Source organism: Pseudoduganella sp. GW821-FHT11H04, assembly GCF_058807935.1.
In genome coordinates this window covers 313,001-334,083 of record NZ_JBXARE010000006.1, presented here as the reverse complement: position 1 = coordinate 334,083, position 21,083 = coordinate 313,001, and the positions used below count along the sequence as shown (strand labels likewise).

The window sequence follows — 21,083 nt, the reverse complement described above, 5'->3', positions numbered from 1 at the left end:
CGCGGCTGCCGCAGGCCAGGTGTCTGACCCTGCGGGTCAGACATCGGGTTACCGGTTTCGATTCAAAGAAGAACAGGAGCTATAAATGTACGTAGTCCGTCCGGTAGAAACCGCCGACATCGCCGCCCTCGAATCACTGGCCGCGGTCAGCATGCCGGGTGTTCATACCCTGCCGAAGACGCGCGAAAAGATCGAGCAGGCAGTAGAGCGTTCCATCGCTTCCTTCTCCGCCCACGTCGACATCCCGAGCGAAGAGTCGTATATGTTCGTGATGGAGTCGCTGGCCGATAAAAAGATCGTCGGCACCGCCGCCATCCACGCCTCCGCAGGCTCGAACGGCACCTACTTCTCCTTCCGTAACGACGTTATCCAGCAAGTCTCGCGCGACCTGAACATCAGCCATAGCGTGCACGCTCTGACGCTGTGCTCCGAGCTGACCGCCTACTCGCAGCTGTCCGGTTTCTACGTCGACGCCAGCGTGGCGCAGCGTCCGGAAGCAGCGCTGCTGTCGCGTTCCCGCCTGCTGTATGCAGTGCAGGCGCCGCACCGTTTCGGCGACCGTTTCTTCGTGCCGCTGGCCGGCCTGACCGACGACAACGGTGGTTCGCCATTCTGGGACGCGCTGGGCCGCAAGTTCTTCAAGATGGATTTCCTGGATGCCGAGCGCGTGATCGGCGGTGCGCGTAACCGCACCCTGATCGTGGAACTGATGCCGCACTACCCGGTGTATGTGCCGCTGCTGCCCGGCGATGCACAGGCCGTGATGGGCCAGATCCATCCAAGCGGCGAACTGGCCTTCAACCTGCTGACCTCCGAAGGCTTTGAAGCCGACGAGTACATCGACATCTTCGACGGCGGCCCGATCCTGCAGGCGCACAAGCACACGCTGCGTACCTTCAGCTCTTCGCTGCCGCGCCGCGTGGCCAGCGTCAATGGCACGCAAGCCAGCGATGCTGTGGCGACGTACGCCGTGTCCACCGGCCCTGACCAGCGCTTCCGCGCGGTGACGATCAACTGCGCACCGCTGGAAAATACCGATACCGTTTGCCTGTCCCCGCAAGCCCAGGAAATCCTGCGCGTGGAAGAAGGCGACACCGTGACCTGCGTCCGCATTTAAGAACGAGAATACCTATGCTAGTTGTACGCGCCATTAAAGCGAATGACCTGGACGGATTGTTCAACCTGGCCAGCCAGGTAGGCACCGGCATGACCACGCTGAAGCCGGACATGAAGATGATGGGCGACCGCGTCGCCGTCGCCGTGGCCTCCTTCGCCGAAACCATCCCGCCGGAAGAACGCGACTATCTGTTCGTGATGGAAGACACCGATACCGGCCGCCTGGCCGGCGTGTGCGCCATCAAGGGCGCGGTCGGCCTGACCGAGCCTTTCTACAACTACCGCATCGGCACCCTGGTGCACTCCAGCCGCGAGCTGAATGTGTTCACCCGCATGGACACGCTGTACCTGTCGAACGATTTGACCGGCTGCTCCGAGCTGTGCTCCCTGTTCCTGCACCCTGACTACCGCCAGGGCAATAACGGCAAGCTGCTCTCGAAGAGCCGCTTCCTGTTCATCGCCCAGTTCCCGCACCTGTTCGAGCAGAAGATCATCGCCGAGATGCGCGGCTACCAGGCCGAAGACGGCAGCTCGCCGTTCTACGAGGGCCTGGGCCGCTATTTCTTCAAGATGGACTTCCACCACGTGGACGATTTGACCGCGCTGGGCAAGAAGTCCTTCATCGCCGAATTGATGCCGCGCCAGCCGCTGTACGTCGACTACCTGCCGAAAGACGCGCAGGAAGCGATCGGCAAAGTGCACCAGGCCACCGCGCCTGCACGCCGCCTGCTGGAGCAGGAAGGCCTGCACTATGAAGGTTATGTCGATATTTTCGACGCGGGCCCCGTGCTGCAAGCGCGCGTTTCCGAACTGCGCGCCATGCGCGACAGCGAACTGGCAACCGTGGAGCGCGATACCGACACGGCCCACGCCTGCGCGCTGCACACCACCGAACCATACCTGGTGTCGAACACCGTCATGCAGGACTTCCGCATGATCCTGACCGACGCCAATCCATCCGACGGCGGCATTGACCTGTCCAAGGAGGAACAAGCACTGCTGCACTGCCACTCCGGCGAAACCGTGCGCACCCTGTCTCTCAACGTGAGGAAGAACCAGAATGTCTGAACTGAGCAATTTCATCAACGGCCAATGGAAATCCGGCCACGGCGAGACCATCGTGACCACCAACCCGGCCACCGGCAAGCATATCTACTCGTCGCAGGAATCGACCGCTGACGATGTGGCGGAAGCTGCGCATGCAGCGCGCGCCGCCTTCGAAGCCTGGGCCTACCGTCCGCTGGAAGAGCGCATCGCCATCGTCACCAAGTTCCGCGACCTGCTGAAGGAAAACGCGGAAGACCTGGCGCAGACCATTTCCGAAGAAGTCGGCAAGCCGCTGTGGGAAGCGCGCACCGAAGTCACCACCATGGCCAACAAGGTGGACATCTCCGTTACCTCCTACGGCAACCGCACCGGCGAAACCCGCAACAAGGTGGCCGATGGCGAAGCCGTTCTGCGCCACCGTCCGCACGGCGTGTTCGGCGTGTTCGGTCCTTACAACTTCCCTGGCCACCTGCCGAACGGCCATATCGTGCCTGCACTGATCGCGGGTAACACCGTGGTGTTCAAGCCTAGCGAATACGCACCGCGCACCGCCATCAAGACCGTAGCGCTGTGGGAAAAAGCCGGCGTTCCTGCTGGCGTGATCAACCTGGTCAACGGCGGCCGCGAAACCGGCATCGCGCTGGGCCAGAACACTGAAATCGACGGCGTGCTGTTCACCGGCTCCAGCCAGACCGGCGCGGCACTGCACAAGCAGTTCGGTGGCCAGCCAGGCAAGCTGCTGGCGCTGGAAATGGGCGGCAACAACCCGCTGATCGTGTGGAACCCGACCGATATCGACGCGGCCGTGTTCATGGCGATTTCCTCGTCCTTCATCTCCGCCGGCCAGCGCTGCACCTGCGCGCGCCGCGTGATCGTGCAGAAGGGCGAGCAGGGCGATGCCTTCGTCAAGCGCTTCGTTGAAGTGGCGTCGAAACTAGGCGTAGGCGCTCCGGCTGCCGAGCCGGCACCGTTCATGGGTCCTGTGGTTTCCGCTGCCGTGGCTGAAAAGCTGGTGCAGGCGCAAGCCGACATGGTCGCCAAGGGCGGCCAGATGCTGCTGGAAATGCGCCTGCTGGAACCGGGCACCGGCTTCGTTTCCGCCGGCATCGTGGACACCACCGACGCCAAAGGCATCGTTGACGAAGAATGGTTCGGCCCACTGGCCCAGATCGTCCGCGTCGATGATTTCGACGCTGCGATCCGCGCCGCCAACAACACTGGCTACGGCCTGGCAGCAGCATTGCTGTCGACCGACGAATCGCTGTGGCAGAAGTTCCAGCTGCGCGCCCGCGCCGGCATCGTGAACTGGAATCGTCCGACCACCGGCGCGGCCAGCTCCGCACCGTTCGGCGGCGTCGGCAAGTCCGGCAACCACCGTCCAAGCGCATACTATGCAGCGGACTACTGCGCCTACCCGGTCGCGTCGATCGAGAACGGCGCCCTTGAAATGCCTGCCAAGCTGTCGCCTGGCATGAACTTCTGAGGATGACCATGCGCCCTGCACGCGAATACAACTTCGACGGCCTGGTTGGGCCTTCGCACAACTACGCCGGCCTGTCGTTCGGTAACGTTGCCTCCTTCAATAACGTCAAAAGCGCTTCGAACCCGAAGCAGGCCGCCCTGCAGGGCCTGGCCAAGATGCGCGAGCTGGCCAAGCGCGGTTTCGCGCAAGCGCTGCTGCCGCCGCAGGACCGCCCGAACTTCCGCCTGCTGCGCAGCCTGGGCTACACCGGCTCCGACGCGGACGTGATCGCGAAGGCGTACAACGATTCGCCGGTAATCCTGGCTTGCGCCTATTCGGCTTCGCCGATGTGGACTGCTAATGCCGCTACCGTCAGCCCGTCTGCCGATACCGCCGATGGCCGCGTGCATTTCACCGCTGCAAACCTGAACAACAAACTGCACCGCGCATTCGAGCACGTGCAGTCGGCCCGCTCTCTGCGCGCCATCTTCAAGGACCCGCGTTTCTTCGCCGTGCACGATGCGCTGCCTGGCACCCCAGCCTTTGGCGATGAAGGCGCGGCCAACCATACCCGCCTGTGCGACCGGCATGGCAATCCTGCCGTCGAACTGTTCGTCTATGGCCGCGTGGAGTTCGATCCTTCCGCACCGGCGCCGAAGAAGTTCCCGGCCCGTCATACGCTGGAAGCATCGCAAGCCGTGGCCCGCCTGCACGGCCTGGATCCTGCGCGCTGCGTGTTCGTGCAGCAGAATCCGGACGTGATCGACCAGGGCGTGTTCCACAACGACGTGATCGCCGTAGGCAATGGCAATGTGCTGTTTTATCACGAGCAAGCGTTTGCCGATGAACAGGCTGCACTGGCCGCGATCCGTTCCGCCATGAAGGGCGTGGGGGCGGAGCTGGTGGCGATTCGCGTGCCGACCGCCGAAGTGTCGGTCCTGGATGCAGTGTCGTCCTACCTGTTCAATACCCAATTGCTGTCCAAGCCGGACGGCAAGATGGCGCTGGTGACGCCGCATGAATGCCAGGAGATTCCAGCTGTTGCGGCCTTCCTGGAGAAACTGGTCGCCTCCGGCGGCCCGGTCGATGAACTGATTCATTTCGACCTGCGCCAGTCCATGCGCAACGGCGGCGGGCCTGCCTGCCTGCGCCTGCGCGTGGCGCTGACCGATGAAGAAGCGGCGGCCATGCACCAGGGTGTAGTCATGACCGAAACGCTGTACCATAGCCTGGTCGCATGGGTGGAGAAACACTATCGCGACCATTTGGAACCAAAAGATTTAGCAGATCCGCAATTGGCTGTTGAAGTGCATACCGCATTGAAAGAGCTGGAACAGATCCTGGGCTTACCTGGCCTTTACGACCTGTAATAAAACCGGTAAACCGGTGTCTGACCCGCAGGGGCAGACACCCTTCTGTGCGAAGGCTGGGGTGCTAAAAGTACCTTTGGCCGACGAGCAGACAGTGTCAGACCCTGCGGGTCAGACACTGGTTTACCGGTTTAGAAAACAAAGTACCCACAACGTATTTGGAGAAGCAGATGAAACAAATGCCACAAGAGTTGCGCAAGCAAACGCTCGAACTGGTCAAAGCCAGCGGCCCGATCGCGCAACTGATCGAAGCCTGGCTCGGCTCCCTGGACGATGAAGACCTGGCCGACCTGTCTCCCGGCAGCCTGGCGCCAGTCCTTGTGGATGGTTTCACCCAACTGGCCAAGCGCACCGCCTCCGGCTGCCAGATCGCCAAGCTCCAATACGAAGAAGCGCGCGGCGGCCACGCCACCGCCCTGCTGATCGTCAACGATGACATGCCTTACCTCGTCGACTCCATCGTGATCGCCATGCGCAAGCTGCGCGTCGGCTCGAACGGCGTGCTGAACGCCGTGCTGCCGGTACGCCGCAGCGCCGACGGCTCGGTGGAAGCAGTTGGCCAAAAAGGCGACAAGCTCGAATCCATGGTCCTGTGCCTGCTTTCCGAAAAGCTGGAAGACGGCGCGCTGAAAGAACTGACCGACCGCATTGAAATGGTGGCGCGCGACGCCGCCGTCGTGAAACGCGACCAGGCCGCGATGAAGGACCGCTTCAGCGCCGTCGCCACCGAATCCGCCGCCCACGGCGAAGAAGGCCAGGAAGTAGCTGCCTTCCTGCAGTGGGCCCGCGACGAGGGCTTCGAAGTGCACGGCTACGCTTATTACCAGGTCAAGCCGGGCGCGCGCGAATTGGAACGCGACATCCCAAGCCGCGTCGGCGTATTGCAGGACACCGCACACCCGATCTACGGTACCTGCCTGGCCAACATCCCTGGCGACTTCGACACCCTGTCCAAGCGCGCCCACACCCTGTCGATCGTCAAAGCCGACGTCGGCGGCACGCTGCACCGCGACCAGTCGCTGGACTTCATCGGCGTGCGCCACACCGACGGCAAGGGCGCCATCCTGGGCGAGCATTGCTTCGTCGGCCTGTTCACCCGCGCCGCCAACCTGACCCCGCTGGCCCGCCTGCCGTTCGCACGCGGCCGCATCGCACAAGTGCTGAAGATTGCCGGCGTGCGCGAAACCGGCTTCCGTGCCGAGAAATTCATCGAGATCCTGGAATCGCTGCCGCGCACCGAAGCGCTGGAAGCGGAACCTGAATGGCTGGCCGAAGTGTGCGGCGCCGTGGTATCGCTGTACAAGCAGCCGCGCGCCAAAGTCTTTGCGCGCCGCGACGTGTATGCCCGCCACCTGAACGTGCTGGTCTACCTGCCGCGCGAACGCTACTCCGCCTCCGTGGCGCACGCACTGGCGCGCGCCCTGCAGGACAGCTCCGGCGCCACCCACGTCAGCTCGCAAACCCTGGTGTCGGACGGTCCACTGGCCCGCCTGTACCTGATCGCCCACGCCGCACGTTATCCGCTAGACCTGGAAAGCGATATCCAGCGTCCGCTGCTGACGGTGCTGGACGGCTGGCATGACCGCTTCTCCGAACTGGCCGACAAGGTAGGCGAAGAGCCGCTGCGTAATAGCCTGCGCAAGCTGTGCTCCACGCTGCCGGTGGACTACGTGGCTTCGACCCCGCCAAGCGTGGCCTTCCATGACCTGGACAAGATCCTGCGCAATGGCCTGGAAGAGCGCGTCGCCGTACGCGTCGAGCTGCCATCGGAAGGCAATTCCTCCACCACCATCCGCCTGTACTCGGTGGACCGCGTGCCTGCGCTGTCTTCGATCCTGCCTGCGCTGCATAACGCCGGCGTGGCCATCGAGCGCGAATCCGCGCACACCATCCGCACCAACGACGGCAAGAAGCATTACGTCACCAGCCTGGCCGTCGATGCGCAAAGCGCCCTCGAACTGTCGCGCCCTGGAGTAGTGGCCGTGGCGGAAGACCTGTTCAACGCCCTGTTCAACAATGAAGCCGAAGACGGCCGCCTGAATGGCCTGGTCGTCGAAGGCGGCCTGCGCCTGCGCGAAGTGCAACTGGTGCGTGCCTACATGAGCTACTGGCGCCAGGCCGGTACCCAGTTCTCCGTGCGCTATATCGCGGAAACCCTGCGCCGCCAGCCGGCGCTGGTGAAGGAACTGGTCGATGCATGGAAAGAGCGCTTCGATCCATCGCTGCCGGAGGCCACTCGCACCGTGGCCAAGGACAAGCTGCACGCCATCAAAGGCCGCCTGCCATCGATCAACCACGCCGACACCGAAGTGATCGTCGCGGCCATGATCGACCTGATGCTGGCCACTCTGCGCACCAATTACTTCCAGAACGGCGGCCAGGGCGACAAGATCATCTTCAAGTTCGATACCAGCAACCTGCACCTGGTGCCGGAACCGCGTCCATTCCGCGAGATCTATGTGTTCTCGCGCCGCTTCGAAGGCGTGCACCTGCGCGGCGGCCCGGTTGCCCGCGGCGGCCTGCGCTGGTCCGACCGTATGGAAGACTACCGCACAGAAGTCCTGGGCCTGGTGAAGGCGCAGATGGTGAAGAACGCCGTGATCGTGCCGGCTGGTGCAAAGGGCGGCTTCGTCTGCAAGCAGATGCCGAAAGACGCGCCGCGCGAGGTGATCGCTGCGGAAGGCGAAGCAGTCTACCGCCTGTTCATCGCCAGCCTGCTGGAAATGACCGACAACCGCGTGCTGGGCAAGATCGTTCCGCCTGAAGACACCGTCCGCTACGACAACGACGACCCATACCTGGTGGTGGCTGCCGACAAGGGCACCGCAACCTTCTCCGACATCGCCAACGGCATCGCAGTGAAGCGCGGCTTCTGGCTGGGCGACGCTTTCGCATCGGGCGGCTCCAACGGCTATGACCACAAGAAGATGGGCATTACCGCCAAGGGCGCGTTTGAAGCGGTCAAGCGCCACTTCTACGAGATGGGCCACGACATGAACACCACCCCGTTCACCGTGGTGGGCGTGGGCGATATGTCGGGCGACGTGTTCGGCAACGGCGTGCTGCTGTCGCACCAGATCAAACTGCTGGCAGCCTTCGACCACCGCCACATCTTCCTGGACCCGAATCCGGATACCGCGAAATCCTTCGCTGAACGCCAGCGCATGTTCGCGCTGCCGCGCTCCTCGTGGGAAGACTACAACAAGGACCTGATTTCGAAAGGCGGCGGCGTGTTCCCGCGTAGCGCGCGCTCGATCGATCTGTCGCCTGAAATCCGCGCTGCACTGGATATCGAAGAAACCTCGCTGACGCCGGAAGAGCTGATGCACCGCATCCTGCTGGCCCCTGTAGACCTGTTCTACAACGGCGGTATCGGTACCTACATCAAGTCCTCCATCGAAACCCACGCGCAGGTGAAAGACCGCGCCAACGACAATATCCGCGTCAGCGGCAATGAACTGCGCTGCAAGGTCGTGGCGGAAGGCGGCAACCTGGGCGCGACCCAGGCTGGCCGTATCGAATTCGCCCTGGCCGGCGGCCGCATTTTCACCGATGCGATCGACAACTCGGCCGGCGTGGATTGCTCCGACCATGAAGTGAACTGCAAGATGTGGCTGGACGTGGAAGTCAACGCCGGCCAGACCACCGAAGCGGCGCGTAACCAGCTGCTGAACGACATGACCATGGAAGTGGAACGCCTGGTCCTGCGCGACAACATCCAGCAAACCCGTTTGCTGGTGCGTGAATTCCAGGCCCAATCCGAAGGTCATGTGCAAGATGGCTACGCCGACCTGATCGCCGACCTGGAAGAAGAGGGCGCTCTGTCGCGCGAACTGGAGCACCTGCCGAGCGTAGCCGAACTGGCGCGCCGCAAGGCCGATGGCCGCGGCCTGACTACGCCGGAACTGGCGGTGGTCATCGCCAACGTGAAGAACCGCTACAAGCGCCTTCTGTCGGCCATGCCGCTGACGGACGAAAGCTGGGCGGAGAAGGTGCTGCGTCCTTACTTCCCTGAGCAGCTGGTGGCAACCCGTCCACCGCTGAACCACCCGCTGTCGAACGCCATCCTGGCGACCGTGCTGGCGAATGAAGTGGTGAACCGCTGCGGCCCGCTGATGATCCGCGACCTCGCTGCCGCCAACAACGGTAGCGAGCAGGACGTGATCCTGGCCTGGGGCCAGGCATGGTCCGCGCTGGACCTGGCGCCGATCTTCGACACCCTGGATGCCGATGCGCTGAACGTACCGCGCAACGTGGCGATGCGCGTCGATGTGCGCACCCGCGCCATGCTGAAGGCTGTGATGGAAGGCGTGATGGGCGTGTCGAAAGACCAACTGCGCGGCGCCGGCATCGCCGAGCTGACCAAGCTGTTCGCAGATCCTGCCACCGTGCGCAAGATGGCTGCCGATGTGCAGTCGGAAGCGGCAACCAACCCAGGCCTGCGTGCTGAATTCGTGCAGGCATGGAATGCTGTCGATGCGCTGGAAGGCGTGGCGGCATTCGTGTTCGCTGCGCTGTCGGTCAAGCGTCCTGCGGGCATGGACCTGCCGGGCTTCCTGGCTGTTGGCATGGCTCTCCGTTCGGCAGCGGGCATCGATACGCTGGAACGCGGCCTGAAGCTGCCGGCGACGTCGAAGTCGCAGGAACACCTGCGCAGCTACGCGCAGCAGGCATTGCGCCGCACGCAGCAGAAATTGCTGTCGCAAGTGCTGGCCCGCGCCACCAACGGCCATGATGCGGCCGAAGCGGTGGAGCTGGTGACCTGCACCCTGGGCTTGTCGGGCTATGCAGCTTCGGCGGACCTGGAGCAGGCGATGCTGGATGTGTGGGCGTTGTCGGAAGCGGTCAACGCCGTCGGCCTGGCAGCCTGAAACCCGGTAAACCAGGGTCAGACCCAAGGGTCTGACCCTGGCTTGCCGGGGTTGGCGGAATAGACAAGAACAGCAACAGAATGGCAGAAACCCAAACCCTCCCCCCCGCAGTCCGCGCCCTCGCTGAAGCCGATTTCAGCGCGGTAGCACGCAGTTTCGAGCAAGCCGGCTACAAGGTAGGCCAACCCGCCGACGGCATACTCACCATCCGCAGGAAGCAGCAAGGCCGTCCGGCGGTGCTGGTCTCAGTCGGCGTGCACGGCGACGAGACCGGCCCAATCGAGCTGGTAGCCTACCTGCTCGACGCCTTGGCGCAGGAGCCGCAAGCCCTGAAAGTCGACCTGATGCTCTGCGTCGGCAACATCGGCGCCATCCGCCAGGCCAAGCGTTTCATCGACGCAGACCTGAACCGCATGTTCCGCGCCGAACGCGGCACCCTGGCCGGCACCGCCGAAGCCGCGCGTGCCGACGTGATGATCGCCGCGACGAGCGACTTTTTCGCCAACGCTGGCAAGGAACGCTGGCACCTGGACCTGCACACCGCAATCCGCCCAAGCGTGTACCCAACCTTCGCCATCGTCCCCGACCTGATCGGCGATGCAGCCAAGGAGCAACTGATCGGCTGGCTGGGTGAAGCGGCCATCGGCGCCATCATCATGAACCCGGCTTCCGCAGGGACCTACAGCTACTACAGCGCCGAGCACCACGCCGCCGCCGGCACCACGATTGAGCTGGGTCGCATTGGCACCCTGGGGCAGAACGACCTGTCGCAATTCGAAGAAGCACGCGTGGCGCTCAGCCGCCTGCTGCGCGGCGAGCCTGCCGCAGAGGCAGCGCATGCACCGCACGTCTTCAAGGTCGCCCGGAACATCATCAAATTGAGCGACAACTTCAAGATGGCGTTCGGCAAAGAGACCCAAAACTTCACCGCGCTGAAAAAGGGTGACGAGATCGCCCGCGATGGCGACACCGTCTACACCGTAGAGCACGACGAAGAGCTGGTGGTCTTCCCCAACCCCGACGTCCGCATTGGCCTGCGGGCCGGCATGATGGTTACGCGGGTACGCTAAGCAGCGGCGAAAGGATTGCGCTACACTGGCCGGTACACTCACCGGAAAGGAGTAGCGCATGTCCCTGTCCATGTACAAAGTTTCCGCGCCAACCTTCGTGCGCGGCCTGAAAGTGATGGCTGACTTGCTGCGCAAGGCCGAAGCCTACGCAGAGGAAAGCGGTAAAGTCCCCGAATCACTGCTGTCGGCCCGCCTGGTCGACGATATGCTGCCGCTGACCGCTCAGGTGCAGCGCGCCAGCGATACCAGCAAACTCTCCATCGAACGCCTGAGCGGCGTCGCCGCACCGAAATTCCCCGACAACGAAGCCAGTTTCGAGCAGCTGCAACAGCGCATCGCGAACACGATCGCCTATATCGAGAGTGTGGGGGAGGAGCATTTCGCGAACAGCGAAACGCGCGAGGTGGCACTGAGTTTCGGCAGCTTCAAGCCAACCTTCACTGGCGAGAGCTATCTGCTGACTTTCGCGCTGCCGAATTTCTACTTCCATGTCGTGACACTGCACGACATCTTGCGGAACCAGGGAGTCAAGATCGGCAAGATCGACTTCCTGGGTCCGTATGAGGGTTAAAAGCTGATGCGCATGGCGTAAGTTACTGCCATTGCCATCAGGAGCACGCCGACGGAAAAGGCCTTCGTTGGATTGAGGCGGGACGAAACGGTAGGGATTTTTCTGTACATGGCTGGCTCCTTTTCAATGGCGGTAGTGCATGCGTCACAGATTATCAACGCCTGCTGCGCCAAACTAGCGGTAAGCCTGTATCAATAGTATCTACTTGTAACATGAGCCATTTATTCTCCCCATACGCACTGGGTTCGCTGGAGCTGGCGAACCGCATTGCGATTGCCCCCATGTGCCAGTATTCCGCCTGCGACGGCCTGGCCACCGACTGGCACATGATCCACTACGGCCACCTGGCGCTGTCCGGCGCCGGCTTGCTGATACTGGAAGCGACCGCGATCTCGCCGGAGGGCCGCATTTCGGCCGCCGACCTGGGGCTGTGGTCGGCTGCGCACCAGCAGGCGCTTGCCCCTATCGTGCAGGCGATCCGCCGTTATGCGCCGATCAGGCTTGCCGTGCAGCTGGCGCACGCAGGCCGCAAGGCATCCAGCGCGCCGCCTTTCGAAGGCGGGCAAGCCGTGCCGCCAGAAAAGGGCGGCTGGCAGACCGTCGCTCCTTCCGCGCTGCCGCACGGGCCGAGCGACCCGGCGCCGCTGGCGCTCGACGCAGCCGGCCTGGCCAAGGTCAAGGCGGATTTCGTGAGTGCCGCGCTGCGTGTGCTTGCCCTGGGCATCGAAGCGATCGAGCTGCACGGCGCCCATGGCTACTTGCTGCACCAGTTCCTGTCGCCGCTATCCAACCAGCGCAGCGACCAGTACGGAGGCTCGCTGGAGAACCGTATGCGCTTCCCGCTCGAGATTTTCGACGCGGTGCGCGCCGCCGTTCCGCCCGAAATGGCGGTCGGTATGCGTGTTTCGGCTTCTGACTGGGTGGAAGGCGGCTGGGACATCGAACAAAGCGTCGTGCTGGCGCAGCAGCTGAAGCAGCGCGGCGCCGACTTTATCCACGTCTCCAGCGGCGGCGTTTCGCCCCTGCAGCAGATCCCTCTCGGCCCCGGTTACCAGGTCCATTTTGCGCAGCGCATCAAGGCCGAAACGGGCATGCCAACGATTGGCGTGGGACTGATCACCGAACCCCTGCACGCGGAGGCGATCATTGCCAATGGCCAGGCCGATATGGTGGGCTTGGCGCGCGCCATGCTGTACAACCCGCGTTGGCCATGGCACGCCGCTGCCGCATTAGGCGCGCAGGTTGCTGCACCGCCGCAGTACTGGCGCTCGCAGCCCCGCGAATTGAAAAACCTGTTTGGCGATACGCGCCTCGGCCAGCGCTAAAAGTACGGGCGCCGTGGGGCGCCCGCCACGCTTGCCTTTCCTATATCAAAATCCTTTAGGTGCCGCATCTGCGAAGTCTTATAATCGTGGAGTTTTTTTGCCCTGAAGGATATGCCTGTGAATCAATCGCTGGTCCAGAAGCTGACCCGTACTAAGCCGATCCCGGTGGAAACGGATGCCGGCACGAGCCTGCACGGGGAGGGCCTGAGCCGCTCCATCGGCCTGTTTTCCCTGACGATGATCGGCGTCGGCGCGACAATCGGCACGGGTATCTTCTTCACCATGGTCGAAGCGGTGCCGAAAGCCGGCCCCTCCGTGGTGCTTTCCTTCCTGCTGGCGGCACTGACCGCGGGCCTGACCGCGCTGTGCTATGCCGAGCTGTCCTTCCGCGTTCCCGCCGCCGGTTCGGCTTACTCCTTCGCTTACCGCACGCTGGGCGAATTCATGGCCTTCATTGTTGCCTTCTGCCTGCTGCTCGAATACGGGTTGGCGGCCAGTGCGACAGCGATCGGCTGGTCGGATTACCTGAACAACTTCCTGATCAACGCTTTCCACTGGCAGATTCCTGAGTCCCTGCGCTCGCCGATGATCGTTTCGACGCCGGAGGGCACGGTGTGGAATACCAGTCACTTCAACCTGCCGCCGGTGATCCTGGTGACGCTGTGCTGCTTCCTGCTGATTCGCGGCGCCAAGGAGTCGGCCACCGCCAACGCCATCATGGTGATGATCAAGCTGGCGATCCTGATTTTCTTCTGCGCCATCGCCTTCACCGGCTTCGACACCAATAACTTCACCCCGTTCCTCAAGCACACGCCAGGCGAATGGCTGCCGGGTGCGAGCGGCATTGCTGCCGCAGCAGGCACCGTGTTCTTCTCCTTCATCGGCCTGGACACCATTGCTACCGCAGGTGAAGAAGTACGCAACCCGAAACGCAACGTCCCGGTCGGCATCATCGCCGCGCTGATCCTGGTGACTGTGTTCTACATGCTGGTCGCCATGGCCGCGATGGGCGCCCAGCCGGCGAGCAAGTTCGAAGGCCAGGCCGCCGGCCTTTCCGTGATCCTGCAGAACGTGACCGGCAAGGCATGGCCTGCACTGATCCTGTCCGCAGGCGCCGTAATTTCGGTGTTCTCCGTGACCCTGGTGACGATTTACGGCCAGACCCGCATCCTGTATGCCATCGCCAAGGACGGCCTGGTGCCAAAGGCTTTCCAGCGAGTGAACGCCAAGTCGCACTCGCCGGTTGCCAATACCGTCATCGTCAGCCTGGTGGTTGGCATTGTGGCAGGCCTGGTCGATTCGACCTTCCTGTGGGATATGGTCTCGATGGGCACCCTGACCGCCTTCATCGTGGTGTCGATTGCGGTGCCGGTGCTGCGTTCGCAGGAACGCGCTGCGGGTACCTATGTCAAAGGCGGCTTCCGCGTGCCGTTCGGTCCATACTTCGTGCCGGGCCTGAGCATCCTGGCTTGCGGCTACCTGATGATCAATCTTTCGCACGCCACCAAGGTAATTTTCACTATCTGGATGGTCGTAGCAGTGCTAACCTATTTCATCTACGGTATTCGAAACTCGCGACTTAACAAGGTGTAAATACATGCAGGTCAAAGCAATCGCCCAATCAGTATTCCTGGCTTCGGCCATAATCTCTGGGGCGGTTGCCCAGGCTGCATCTTCCGGAATCGCGATCCGTGATTACCGCTCGGTAGCAATCTCCCCAGCCGGCGACCGTATCGTGTCGCTGGAATCCATCGACACCGGCAACGGCAAGCGTCCGCACTCCACTATCGTGGTGCGCGACGCGTCGACAGGCGCCATCGCCTCCGAATTCGATCCATGCTCCACATGCAGTTATGACAAGCCGTCATGGTCGCCGGATGGTAAGTCGCTGGCCTTCGTCGCCACCGACAGCAAGGCAGGATCTGCTTGGCTGTATGTCGCCACCGGCGGCAAAACCCGCTCGCTGACCACCCTGCAGGGCGTGGCGAGCACCGCGCGCTGGTCGCCGGACGGACGCACGCTGGCCATGCTGGCAACTGTCGGCGCGAAGAAGGAAACCGGCGCCACGGCGGCGGGCGCGCGCCAGATCGGCGAGATCGGCTCCGACGATGACGCGCAGCGCATCGCCATCATTCCTTCCGAGGGCGGTAACTTCAAGCTGGTGTCGCCGGAAGACACCTTCGTCTACGAATACGACTGGACGCCGGACGGCAAGGGCTTTATCGCCACCAGCGCCAAGGGCAATGGCGATAACAACTGGTGGGTTGCCAAGCTGTCGCACGTCGATGCGGCCAGCGGTGCGCTGCGCATCGTGGCGAGTCCTTCCACCCAGGCCAATATGCCGCGCGTGTCGCCGGACGGCCGCACCGTGGCCTTCATCGGCGGCTTGATGAGCGATTTCGGCTCGATCGGCGGCGATGTCTACACCGTTCCGCTGGCGGGCGGCGAGCCGGTCAACCTGACCCCAGGCTTCAAGGGCAGCTTCAATGCGCTGGCATGGCGCGGCAAGGGCTTGCTGGGCACTGCGCTGATGGGCGACAAGGCCAATGTGGTGTCGCTGGACCTGCAAGGCCACCGCAATGTGCTGCGCTCTGTCGCCGCTTCCACCAGCGCTGCGGATGGTCGTATGTCCTTCAGCGCCGACGGCAGCAAAGCCGCGGCGGCGCAGGAGGATTTCGAGCACGCTCCGGCCATTGTGACCGGCCCGATTGCGGCCATGCGCGCTGTGACCGACGACAACGGCAGCCTGCTGCCGCAGGTCTCCGTACAGAACATCAACTGGCAGAATGAAGGCTTCAATGTGCAGGGCTGGCTGATCGGCCCGCGCGCAACGGAAGCAGGCAAGAAGTATCCGCTGATTGTGCAAGTGCATGGGGGTCCCGCCGCTGCCGCCTCGCCGCGTTATGTTTCGCCGGGAGAGCAAGGCAATCCCCTGGTGCGCGAACTGACGGAGAAGGGCTACTTTGTTTTTCTGCCTAACCCGCGCGGCAGCTTTGGCCAGGGCCAGGAATTCACCCGCGCCAACCGCCGCGATTTCGGCGGCGGCGACCTGCGCGACATCATGGCAGGCATCGACGCCGTTGCCGCTGCGGCGCCGGTCGATACCAATCGCATGGGGCTGATCGGCCATTCCTACGGCGGCTTCATGACCATGTGGGGCGTGACGCATACGCAGCGCTTCAAGGCCGCTGTTGCGGGCGCCGGTATCTCGAACTGGATCTCGTACTATGGACAGAACGGTATCGACCAATGGATGATTCCGTACTTCGGCGCATCGGCATATGACGATCCGGCGATCTACCGCCAGTTGTCGCCGATCGATTCGATCAAGGTGGCGCGCACCCCAACGCTGGTGTATGTCGGCGAGCGCGACGTCGAATGCCCGCCGGCGCAGTCGATGGAATTCTGGCATGGACTGAAGGCGATGGGCGTGCCGTCTTCGCTGGTGATCTACGACGGCGAAGGCCACAGCATCCGCAAGCCTGAGCACCAGCAGGACCTGCGCAAGCGCACGATCGAGTGGTTCGGCCGCTACCTGGGCCAGTAACAATGCGTTTGCGGTACAAACTGATGGCGGCCCTGCTGGCGACAGGGCTTGGGTCTGTTGCGCTGGTGGGCGGCGTCGCCTACGTCGGCGTGAATTACAAGGTTGATTCGCTGCGGCGCCAGCAAGCGGCGGAGCATTTCTACACCTATATGTCGGCCTACCTGGCCGAGTACGGCGACTGGGATACAGCCGTCGCGACGGAATCGTTCGACCGCTTCGTGCGGCGGCAGGAGGGCGAGCGCGCCGCAGGCCGCGAGCTGCCCAGCGAAATGCTGGAGCGCATGCCGCCGCGCATCAACAACCAGGCCCGCTTCGCCGCGCCCCTGCCGGGTGAAGGCGGCGCGCCGCACGGCCCGGACGAAGACTTCGGCCGCCCGCCTCCCCCGCCCGGCGTGCGGCTGGCAGGCGGGATGCTAGGCGGGCAAGACCCCGGCGCGCCGGACCGTCCCCCGCCACCGCGTCGCGGCGACGGACCGCCGCCTTTCCGTTTCATCCTGACCGATGCCGGCTACCGCGTCCTGCTCGGGGGCGGTCAATTCCGTCACGGGGACCCGCTGCCTGAAAACCTGCGCGCGACAGCACGCGCTATCGTGGTGAAAAATCAGACCGTTGCCTACATGTCGGCGGATGGCAAGCTGGCCCCTTCGCCGCAAGAGCAGAAATACCTGGACGCGTTGTACAACTCCCTGTTGTGGGGCATCGCAGCCGCAGCCGGCCTGGCGACGCTGCTAGGCGTGCTGCTAAGCCGCGGCCTGTCGCGCAGCCTCAGTAGCCTCACCAAGGCCGTGAAGCGCATGCAGAAAGGCGAGCTGCTCCAGCAAGTGCCGGTCGAAGGCCGCGACGAGGCCGCCGCGCTGGCAGCCGCCTTCAACGAGATGAGCGCGCAGCTGGCCACATCGCACACCACGATCCTTGAGCAGGCGGAGCAACTGCGCGAACTCAGTATTCGCGACGCCCTCACGCAGCTGTACAACCGCCGCCATTTCGACGAACAGGCCAACACCCTGTTCAACCAGGCCGTGCGCCACAAGCGCCCGCTGGCGCTGGTGATCTGCGATATCGATCACTTCAAGAAAATCAACGACAGCTACTCGCACGCCATCGGCGACATCGTGCTGCGCCACGTCGGCAACATCCTGCGCACGCATATGCGCCTGTCCGACCTGGTAGCGCGCTACGGCGGCGAAGAATTCGTCATGGCTTTCCCCGAAACTGCCGGCCCGCAAGCTGCGGCCCTGTGCGACAAGCTGCGCGGCCTGATCGAAGCCTTCCCCTGGCACGAAGTGCATCCTGATCTGAAGGTCACCATGAGCATGGGCGTCTACGCCGACATCGCCGCCGGCAGCGCGGAAACCATGCTGCAGAAAGCCGACGCGCTGTTGTACCGTGCCAAGGAATCCGGCCGCAACCGAGTTTGTTTCGTTTAACCAGAGGATATATTGCGCATTCTTTCAAGCTTTATCTTTGCCGCAGCAATCAGCCAGCAGGCTGCCACGGCGGCAGACGTGGTGCCACTTGAATTCATCAACGGAATTCCGTTCATGAATATTTCGGTCGGCGCAGCCCAGGCCCGCGTCATGTTTGATTCGGGCGGCCGCCTTGGCATTTCGCTGCCCGCCGCAACGATCGAACAGTCAGGCTCGGTGACGGTGCTCGACGAAAAGCAGAAGTTCCAGGACCTGCAAGGCAAGTTCTATGAAGTGCCCCGCGTCGTAGCGGAAAAGGTTGTTGTAGGTTCGACCCTGCTCGCGCCGGTAAAAGGCCAGGTCCACACGCAGTGGGGCGGCGCACCCGAAGGCCCTGAAGCCGAATTGACCAAGGCACGCGCCGGCGGAGCGATCGGCCTTGCGGCCTTTATGAATTTTCCGCTGATGTTCGACTATAAAAAGGGCACGATGTCGATCCTCGATGCCGAAGAAGTCGCCCAGCTTGGCCTGCCGAAATGGCGCGCGCTCGACCTGCAATACGACGGCAAGGGACCGGTGCTGATCATGCTGGCGGAAGGCAAGCAGCTCAAGTTCGTGCTGGATACCGGTGCTCAGGTCAACGTGATCAAGCAAGGCGTTGCATGCGATACGAACCAGGCTTGCGAGCTGCGTGACATCAGCGGCACGCTCAACTTCTCCACGAAAATCTATCGCCTCAAGTTGGATGGCGCTCCGTTCGACGGCATCCTCGGTGCGCCATTCTTCCGCAGCCACCGCGTGGTGTTCGACGTGAAGGCTAAGAGGCTGTACGTCGCTCAGCCTGAATAGACGGAAGTCCGTGCATGGCGCGGGCTTTGTTGCATTCGGGGGTGTATTCGGTGAACTCGCGGCAGGTGGATGAGCGCTGGGAGTAGATGTTGCAGCCGACTTGCTTGCCGACTTTCCCTTCCAGTGCGATGCAGCGCACGGGCCGCACGTCCGTGCCGCGCATGGCGGCACGGTGGGGAGTGATGGGGATCGTCAGGTGCGCCGGCACCTCTTCACCCCAATAAAACGATACCCTGAAACTGGCGCAGCATGCGCCGCAGTTCTGGCAGTGGGACATCCTTCACCTTAATCACCGTTGGCAACGTTGCGCACAATCGCTTCGCTGTGAACGATGATTTTATCCGCATCTGCCTGAAGCAGGCGTATGCGTCGCTGCACCAGCGGCCAGCCTGACCAGGCGACTTCCGGCTCGGCCGCCGGTTCACGGCGCAGCGGGGCGGCAGGCGGCGTCGCGCCGGTATGGCGCGACAGGGCAACCGACAGCGTGCGGCATACGGTGGCGTGGCTCGTTTCCAGCATCGCATTCACGGCATCGCTCGGGATATCGCGCACATGGCGGCGCAGGATGGCTCGCAGCGCTGCCACGTGGGCCACCAGCAGGTAGTTCTGCACGATGAAGAGGTTGATGTCTTCCGCAGCGCGCTGTTTGCTCTCCGGCTCGTCCAGCATGCGCACCAGGGCGGCGCTGAGCGCAGCCAGGGTTTCCATCAGGCGCTTGCGCTGGATGCGGTAGATGAAGTCATTGCGATACTTGCCCTGCAGGAGGTCGAAGGACGCCTCCATATAGCTCAGGTTCACCGACAGCACCAGCTTGACCAGGTGCGGCAGCGACTGATATTCCCAGTTCGCCAGCACGAAGCTGAAGGCGGTTGCAATCGCAGCCCCGACGAAGGTGTCGACCAGGCGTTCGGAAATCAGGTTGCTGCTCGGCGCCACCAGATACATCCACAGCAGGATCATCACCGACACCGCGATCGCCGCGTAGCGGTAGCGCAGGTAGATGAAGGTCGGCGTGGCAATGGAGGCCAGCACCAGCACCGCCAGGATCGCCGCCGGGTGGGGCATGAACTTCAGCACGACGGCGGTGATGATGCAGCCGATGATGGTGCCGACAATGCGGTCCGAGCGGCGCTGCTTGGTCATGCTGAAGCTTGGCTTCAAAATGATCACGATGGTCAGCACAATCCAGTAGCTGTGCGCCTGGTAGGGCAGCATGGCGCCTATCGCCAGGCCGGCCGCAATCGCCATCGACACGCGCAAGGCAAAGCGGAAGACTGGCGAATCCATGCGGAAGTGCGACACCATCAGCTGCAGTTCGTACTTCTGCTGCGACAGGAAAGGCTGCATATCCATATCGCGCCAGAACGGCGTGTCTTCGTAGACCTTCTGGCTCGACACGTGCAGCTCGCCGATCATGCGGATGATGGCGGTGATCTTGTTGCGCTGGGCGCGCAGCACAGTGACGGCTTCGCGGCGCGGCTTGCCCGCGTCGAGGTCGTCCTGCAGGCCGGCGATCTGCTGCTCCAGCGCCATCAGCTCCGGCGAGTAGTCGACTTCCGGATAGGAGGCGCGCTTGCGCGTCACCGCATAAGCCACCGATTCGATATCGCGCGCTGCCTTGTACGCCAGGTCATGCAAGGTGCGCAGGGCAGGCGAATCGAGCAGGTGGGTGCGCAGCGCCGCGTAGTCGGTATGCGTGGCCAGGATCTGTTCGTACAGGTCCAGCATGCAGACGTGAATCTGCACCACGACGGCGTCCTTGCGGTTGTTGTGCGCACGCAGGATCAGGTCGCGCGAAGCCTGCTGACGGTCGGCCAGCAAAGCCTGGTGGCGCACCAGTTTGTTGAACTGCTCGGTGAGGTTGTAGCGCGAGTCGTAAAAGTCGGCCTTGATGTCGATATAGGCCGCCAGCTCGAACAGCGCTTCCGCCAGCACCTGCTGCTTGATGCGGTGGCGCAGCACATAGGCGATGCCCATTGCGTAGGCCAGGTAGGCGAGGGCGCCGAGCATGAACAGGCCGGCATGTGCGAACGATTGCGCCGGCGTGAGCGTATGCTCCGTCGACATGGTCATGATGAACAGCGTCGCCAGCTGTAGCGGCATTGACTTCTTGCCATACACGACCATCATGCTGGCGAAGAAGCTCACCACCACCAGCATCGGCATCATCAGCCAGTAATACGGTCCGCAAAGGCTGATCAACAGCGTGACCGCGGTGCAAAGCAGCACCGATGCCATCATCTCGTTGAACTTGTGGCGCAGCGGGCTTGGCATGTCCATCAGCGCCGTACACAGGGCGCCAATGCCGATCGACATCGCGATATGGATGTCCGTCAGCCACAAGGCCAGCGCAATAACGCCCACCAGTCCGGCGCCGAAGCGCAGGCCCAGGTGGAAGTAATGGCTGTAGAAGAAGGTGCGGGGGTCTAGTGCGTAGTGCATGGTCCCC

At 63.0% G+C, this 21,083-nt stretch carries 14 protein-coding genes; 12 read left to right on the top strand and 2 right to left on the bottom strand.

Annotated features, from left to right (window positions below):
* The first annotated feature begins 85 nt into the window (after nt 1–85).
* The 12 genes from AC1RTP_RS16335 (at nt 86) to AC1RTP_RS16280 (ending at nt 18,634) form a co-directional block, all read left to right on the top strand.
* Nucleotides 86–1,117 carry an arginine N-succinyltransferase gene (locus tag AC1RTP_RS16335; protein ID WP_498608682.1) on the top strand — a complete coding sequence of 344 codons (1,032 nt, stop codon included), beginning with the start codon at nt 86–88 and terminating at the stop codon, nt 1,115–1,117.
* 14 nt (nt 1,118–1,131) lie between these two features.
* Complete coding sequence (gene astA, locus AC1RTP_RS16330; protein WP_498608681.1) at nt 1,132–2,184, top strand: arginine N-succinyltransferase; 1,053 nt, start codon at nt 1,132–1,134, stop codon at nt 2,182–2,184.
* Nucleotides 2,177–3,646 carry a succinylglutamate-semialdehyde dehydrogenase gene (astD, locus tag AC1RTP_RS16325; protein ID WP_498608680.1) on the top strand — a complete coding sequence of 490 codons (1,470 nt, stop codon included), beginning with the start codon at nt 2,177–2,179 and terminating at the stop codon, nt 3,644–3,646. Before astA ends, astD begins: the two co-directional genes overlap by 8 nt.
* 8 nt (nt 3,647–3,654) lie before the next feature.
* Nucleotides 3,655–4,995, top strand: coding sequence for an N-succinylarginine dihydrolase (gene astB, locus AC1RTP_RS16320; protein ID WP_498608679.1), 1,341 nt, complete (start codon nt 3,655–3,657; stop codon nt 4,993–4,995).
* A 170-nt stretch (nt 4,996–5,165) separates the two neighbouring features.
* Nucleotides 5,166–9,866 (top strand): NAD-glutamate dehydrogenase domain-containing protein, encoded by a 4,701-nt coding sequence (locus AC1RTP_RS16315; protein WP_498608678.1) that lies wholly within the window; start codon nt 5,166–5,168, stop codon nt 9,864–9,866.
* Nucleotides 9,867–9,946: 80 nt separating this feature from the next.
* Nucleotides 9,947–10,936 carry a succinylglutamate desuccinylase gene (locus tag AC1RTP_RS16310; protein WP_498608677.1) on the top strand — a complete coding sequence of 330 codons (990 nt, stop codon included), beginning with the start codon at nt 9,947–9,949 and terminating at the stop codon, nt 10,934–10,936.
* A gap of 58 nt (nt 10,937–10,994) precedes the next feature.
* Entirely contained in the window at nt 10,995–11,507 is a 513-nt protein-coding gene (locus AC1RTP_RS16305; protein WP_498608676.1) for a DUF1993 domain-containing protein, read from the top strand.
* Between the two features lie 212 nt (nt 11,508–11,719).
* On the top strand, nt 11,720–12,832 hold the full coding sequence (locus AC1RTP_RS16300; protein WP_498608675.1) for an NADH:flavin oxidoreductase/NADH oxidase: 1,113 nt from the start codon (nt 11,720–11,722) through the stop codon (nt 12,830–12,832).
* A 117-nt stretch (nt 12,833–12,949) separates the two neighbouring features.
* Entirely contained in the window at nt 12,950–14,425 is a 1,476-nt protein-coding gene (locus tag AC1RTP_RS16295) for an APC family permease (RefSeq protein WP_498608674.1), read from the top strand.
* 4 nt (nt 14,426–14,429) lie between these two features.
* A complete protein-coding gene (locus AC1RTP_RS16290) occupies nt 14,430–16,379 on the top strand; it encodes a S9 family peptidase (protein WP_498608673.1) in 1,950 nt (649 codons plus the stop codon).
* A gap of 2 nt (nt 16,380–16,381) precedes the next feature.
* Nucleotides 16,382–17,806 carry a sensor domain-containing diguanylate cyclase gene (locus AC1RTP_RS16285; protein WP_498608672.1) on the top strand — a complete coding sequence of 475 codons (1,425 nt, stop codon included), beginning with the start codon at nt 16,382–16,384 and terminating at the stop codon, nt 17,804–17,806.
* 12 nt (nt 17,807–17,818) lie between these two features.
* Nucleotides 17,819–18,634: a hypothetical protein gene (locus AC1RTP_RS16280; RefSeq protein WP_498608671.1), complete on the top strand. Its 816-nt coding sequence runs from the start codon at nt 17,819–17,821 to the stop codon at nt 18,632–18,634.
* On the opposite strand, the gene AC1RTP_RS16275 is transcribed toward AC1RTP_RS16280, so the two are convergent.
* The gene (locus AC1RTP_RS16275) at nt 18,603–18,911 is read right to left on the bottom strand and encodes a YkgJ family cysteine cluster protein (RefSeq protein WP_498608670.1); all 309 of its coding nucleotides are present in this window, start codon (nt 18,909–18,911) and stop codon (nt 18,603–18,605) included. The genes AC1RTP_RS16280 and AC1RTP_RS16275 overlap by 32 nt on opposite strands.
* 8 nt (nt 18,912–18,919) lie before the next feature.
* Nucleotides 18,920–21,076, bottom strand: a complete 2,157-nt coding sequence (locus AC1RTP_RS16270; protein WP_498608669.1) for an FUSC family protein — start codon at nt 21,074–21,076, stop codon at nt 18,920–18,922.
* Between the last annotated feature and the right edge of the window lie 7 nt (nt 21,077–21,083).

What these genes read in the sequence shown, in the direction of transcription:
- astD (WP_498608680.1), top strand. Translation starts at nt 2,177, where the DNA reads ATGTCTGAACTGAGCAATTTCATCAACGGCCAATGGAAATCCGGCCAC.
- AC1RTP_RS16300 (WP_498608675.1), top strand. Translation starts at nt 11,720, where the DNA reads ATGAGCCATTTATTCTCCCCATACGCACTGGGTTCGCTGGAGCTGGCG.
- astB (WP_498608679.1), top strand. Translation starts at nt 3,655, where the DNA reads ATGCGCCCTGCACGCGAATACAACTTCGACGGCCTGGTTGGGCCTTCG.
- AC1RTP_RS16285 (WP_498608672.1), top strand. Translation starts at nt 16,382, where the DNA reads ATGCGTTTGCGGTACAAACTGATGGCGGCCCTGCTGGCGACAGGGCTT.
- AC1RTP_RS16270 (WP_498608669.1), bottom strand. Translation starts at nt 21,076, where the DNA reads ATGCACTACGCACTAGACCCCCGCACCTTCTTCTACAGCCATTACTTC.
- astA (WP_498608681.1), top strand. Translation starts at nt 1,132, where the DNA reads ATGCTAGTTGTACGCGCCATTAAAGCGAATGACCTGGACGGATTGTTC.
- AC1RTP_RS16315 (WP_498608678.1), top strand. Translation starts at nt 5,166, where the DNA reads ATGAAACAAATGCCACAAGAGTTGCGCAAGCAAACGCTCGAACTGGTC.
- AC1RTP_RS16290 (WP_498608673.1), top strand. Translation starts at nt 14,430, where the DNA reads ATGCAGGTCAAAGCAATCGCCCAATCAGTATTCCTGGCTTCGGCCATA.
- AC1RTP_RS16305 (WP_498608676.1), top strand. Translation starts at nt 10,995, where the DNA reads ATGTCCCTGTCCATGTACAAAGTTTCCGCGCCAACCTTCGTGCGCGGC.
- AC1RTP_RS16335 (WP_498608682.1), top strand. Translation starts at nt 86, where the DNA reads ATGTACGTAGTCCGTCCGGTAGAAACCGCCGACATCGCCGCCCTCGAA.
- AC1RTP_RS16275 (WP_498608670.1), bottom strand. Translation starts at nt 18,911, where the DNA reads ATGTCCCACTGCCAGAACTGCGGCGCATGCTGCGCCAGTTTCAGGGTA.
- AC1RTP_RS16310 (WP_498608677.1), top strand. Translation starts at nt 9,947, where the DNA reads ATGGCAGAAACCCAAACCCTCCCCCCCGCAGTCCGCGCCCTCGCTGAA.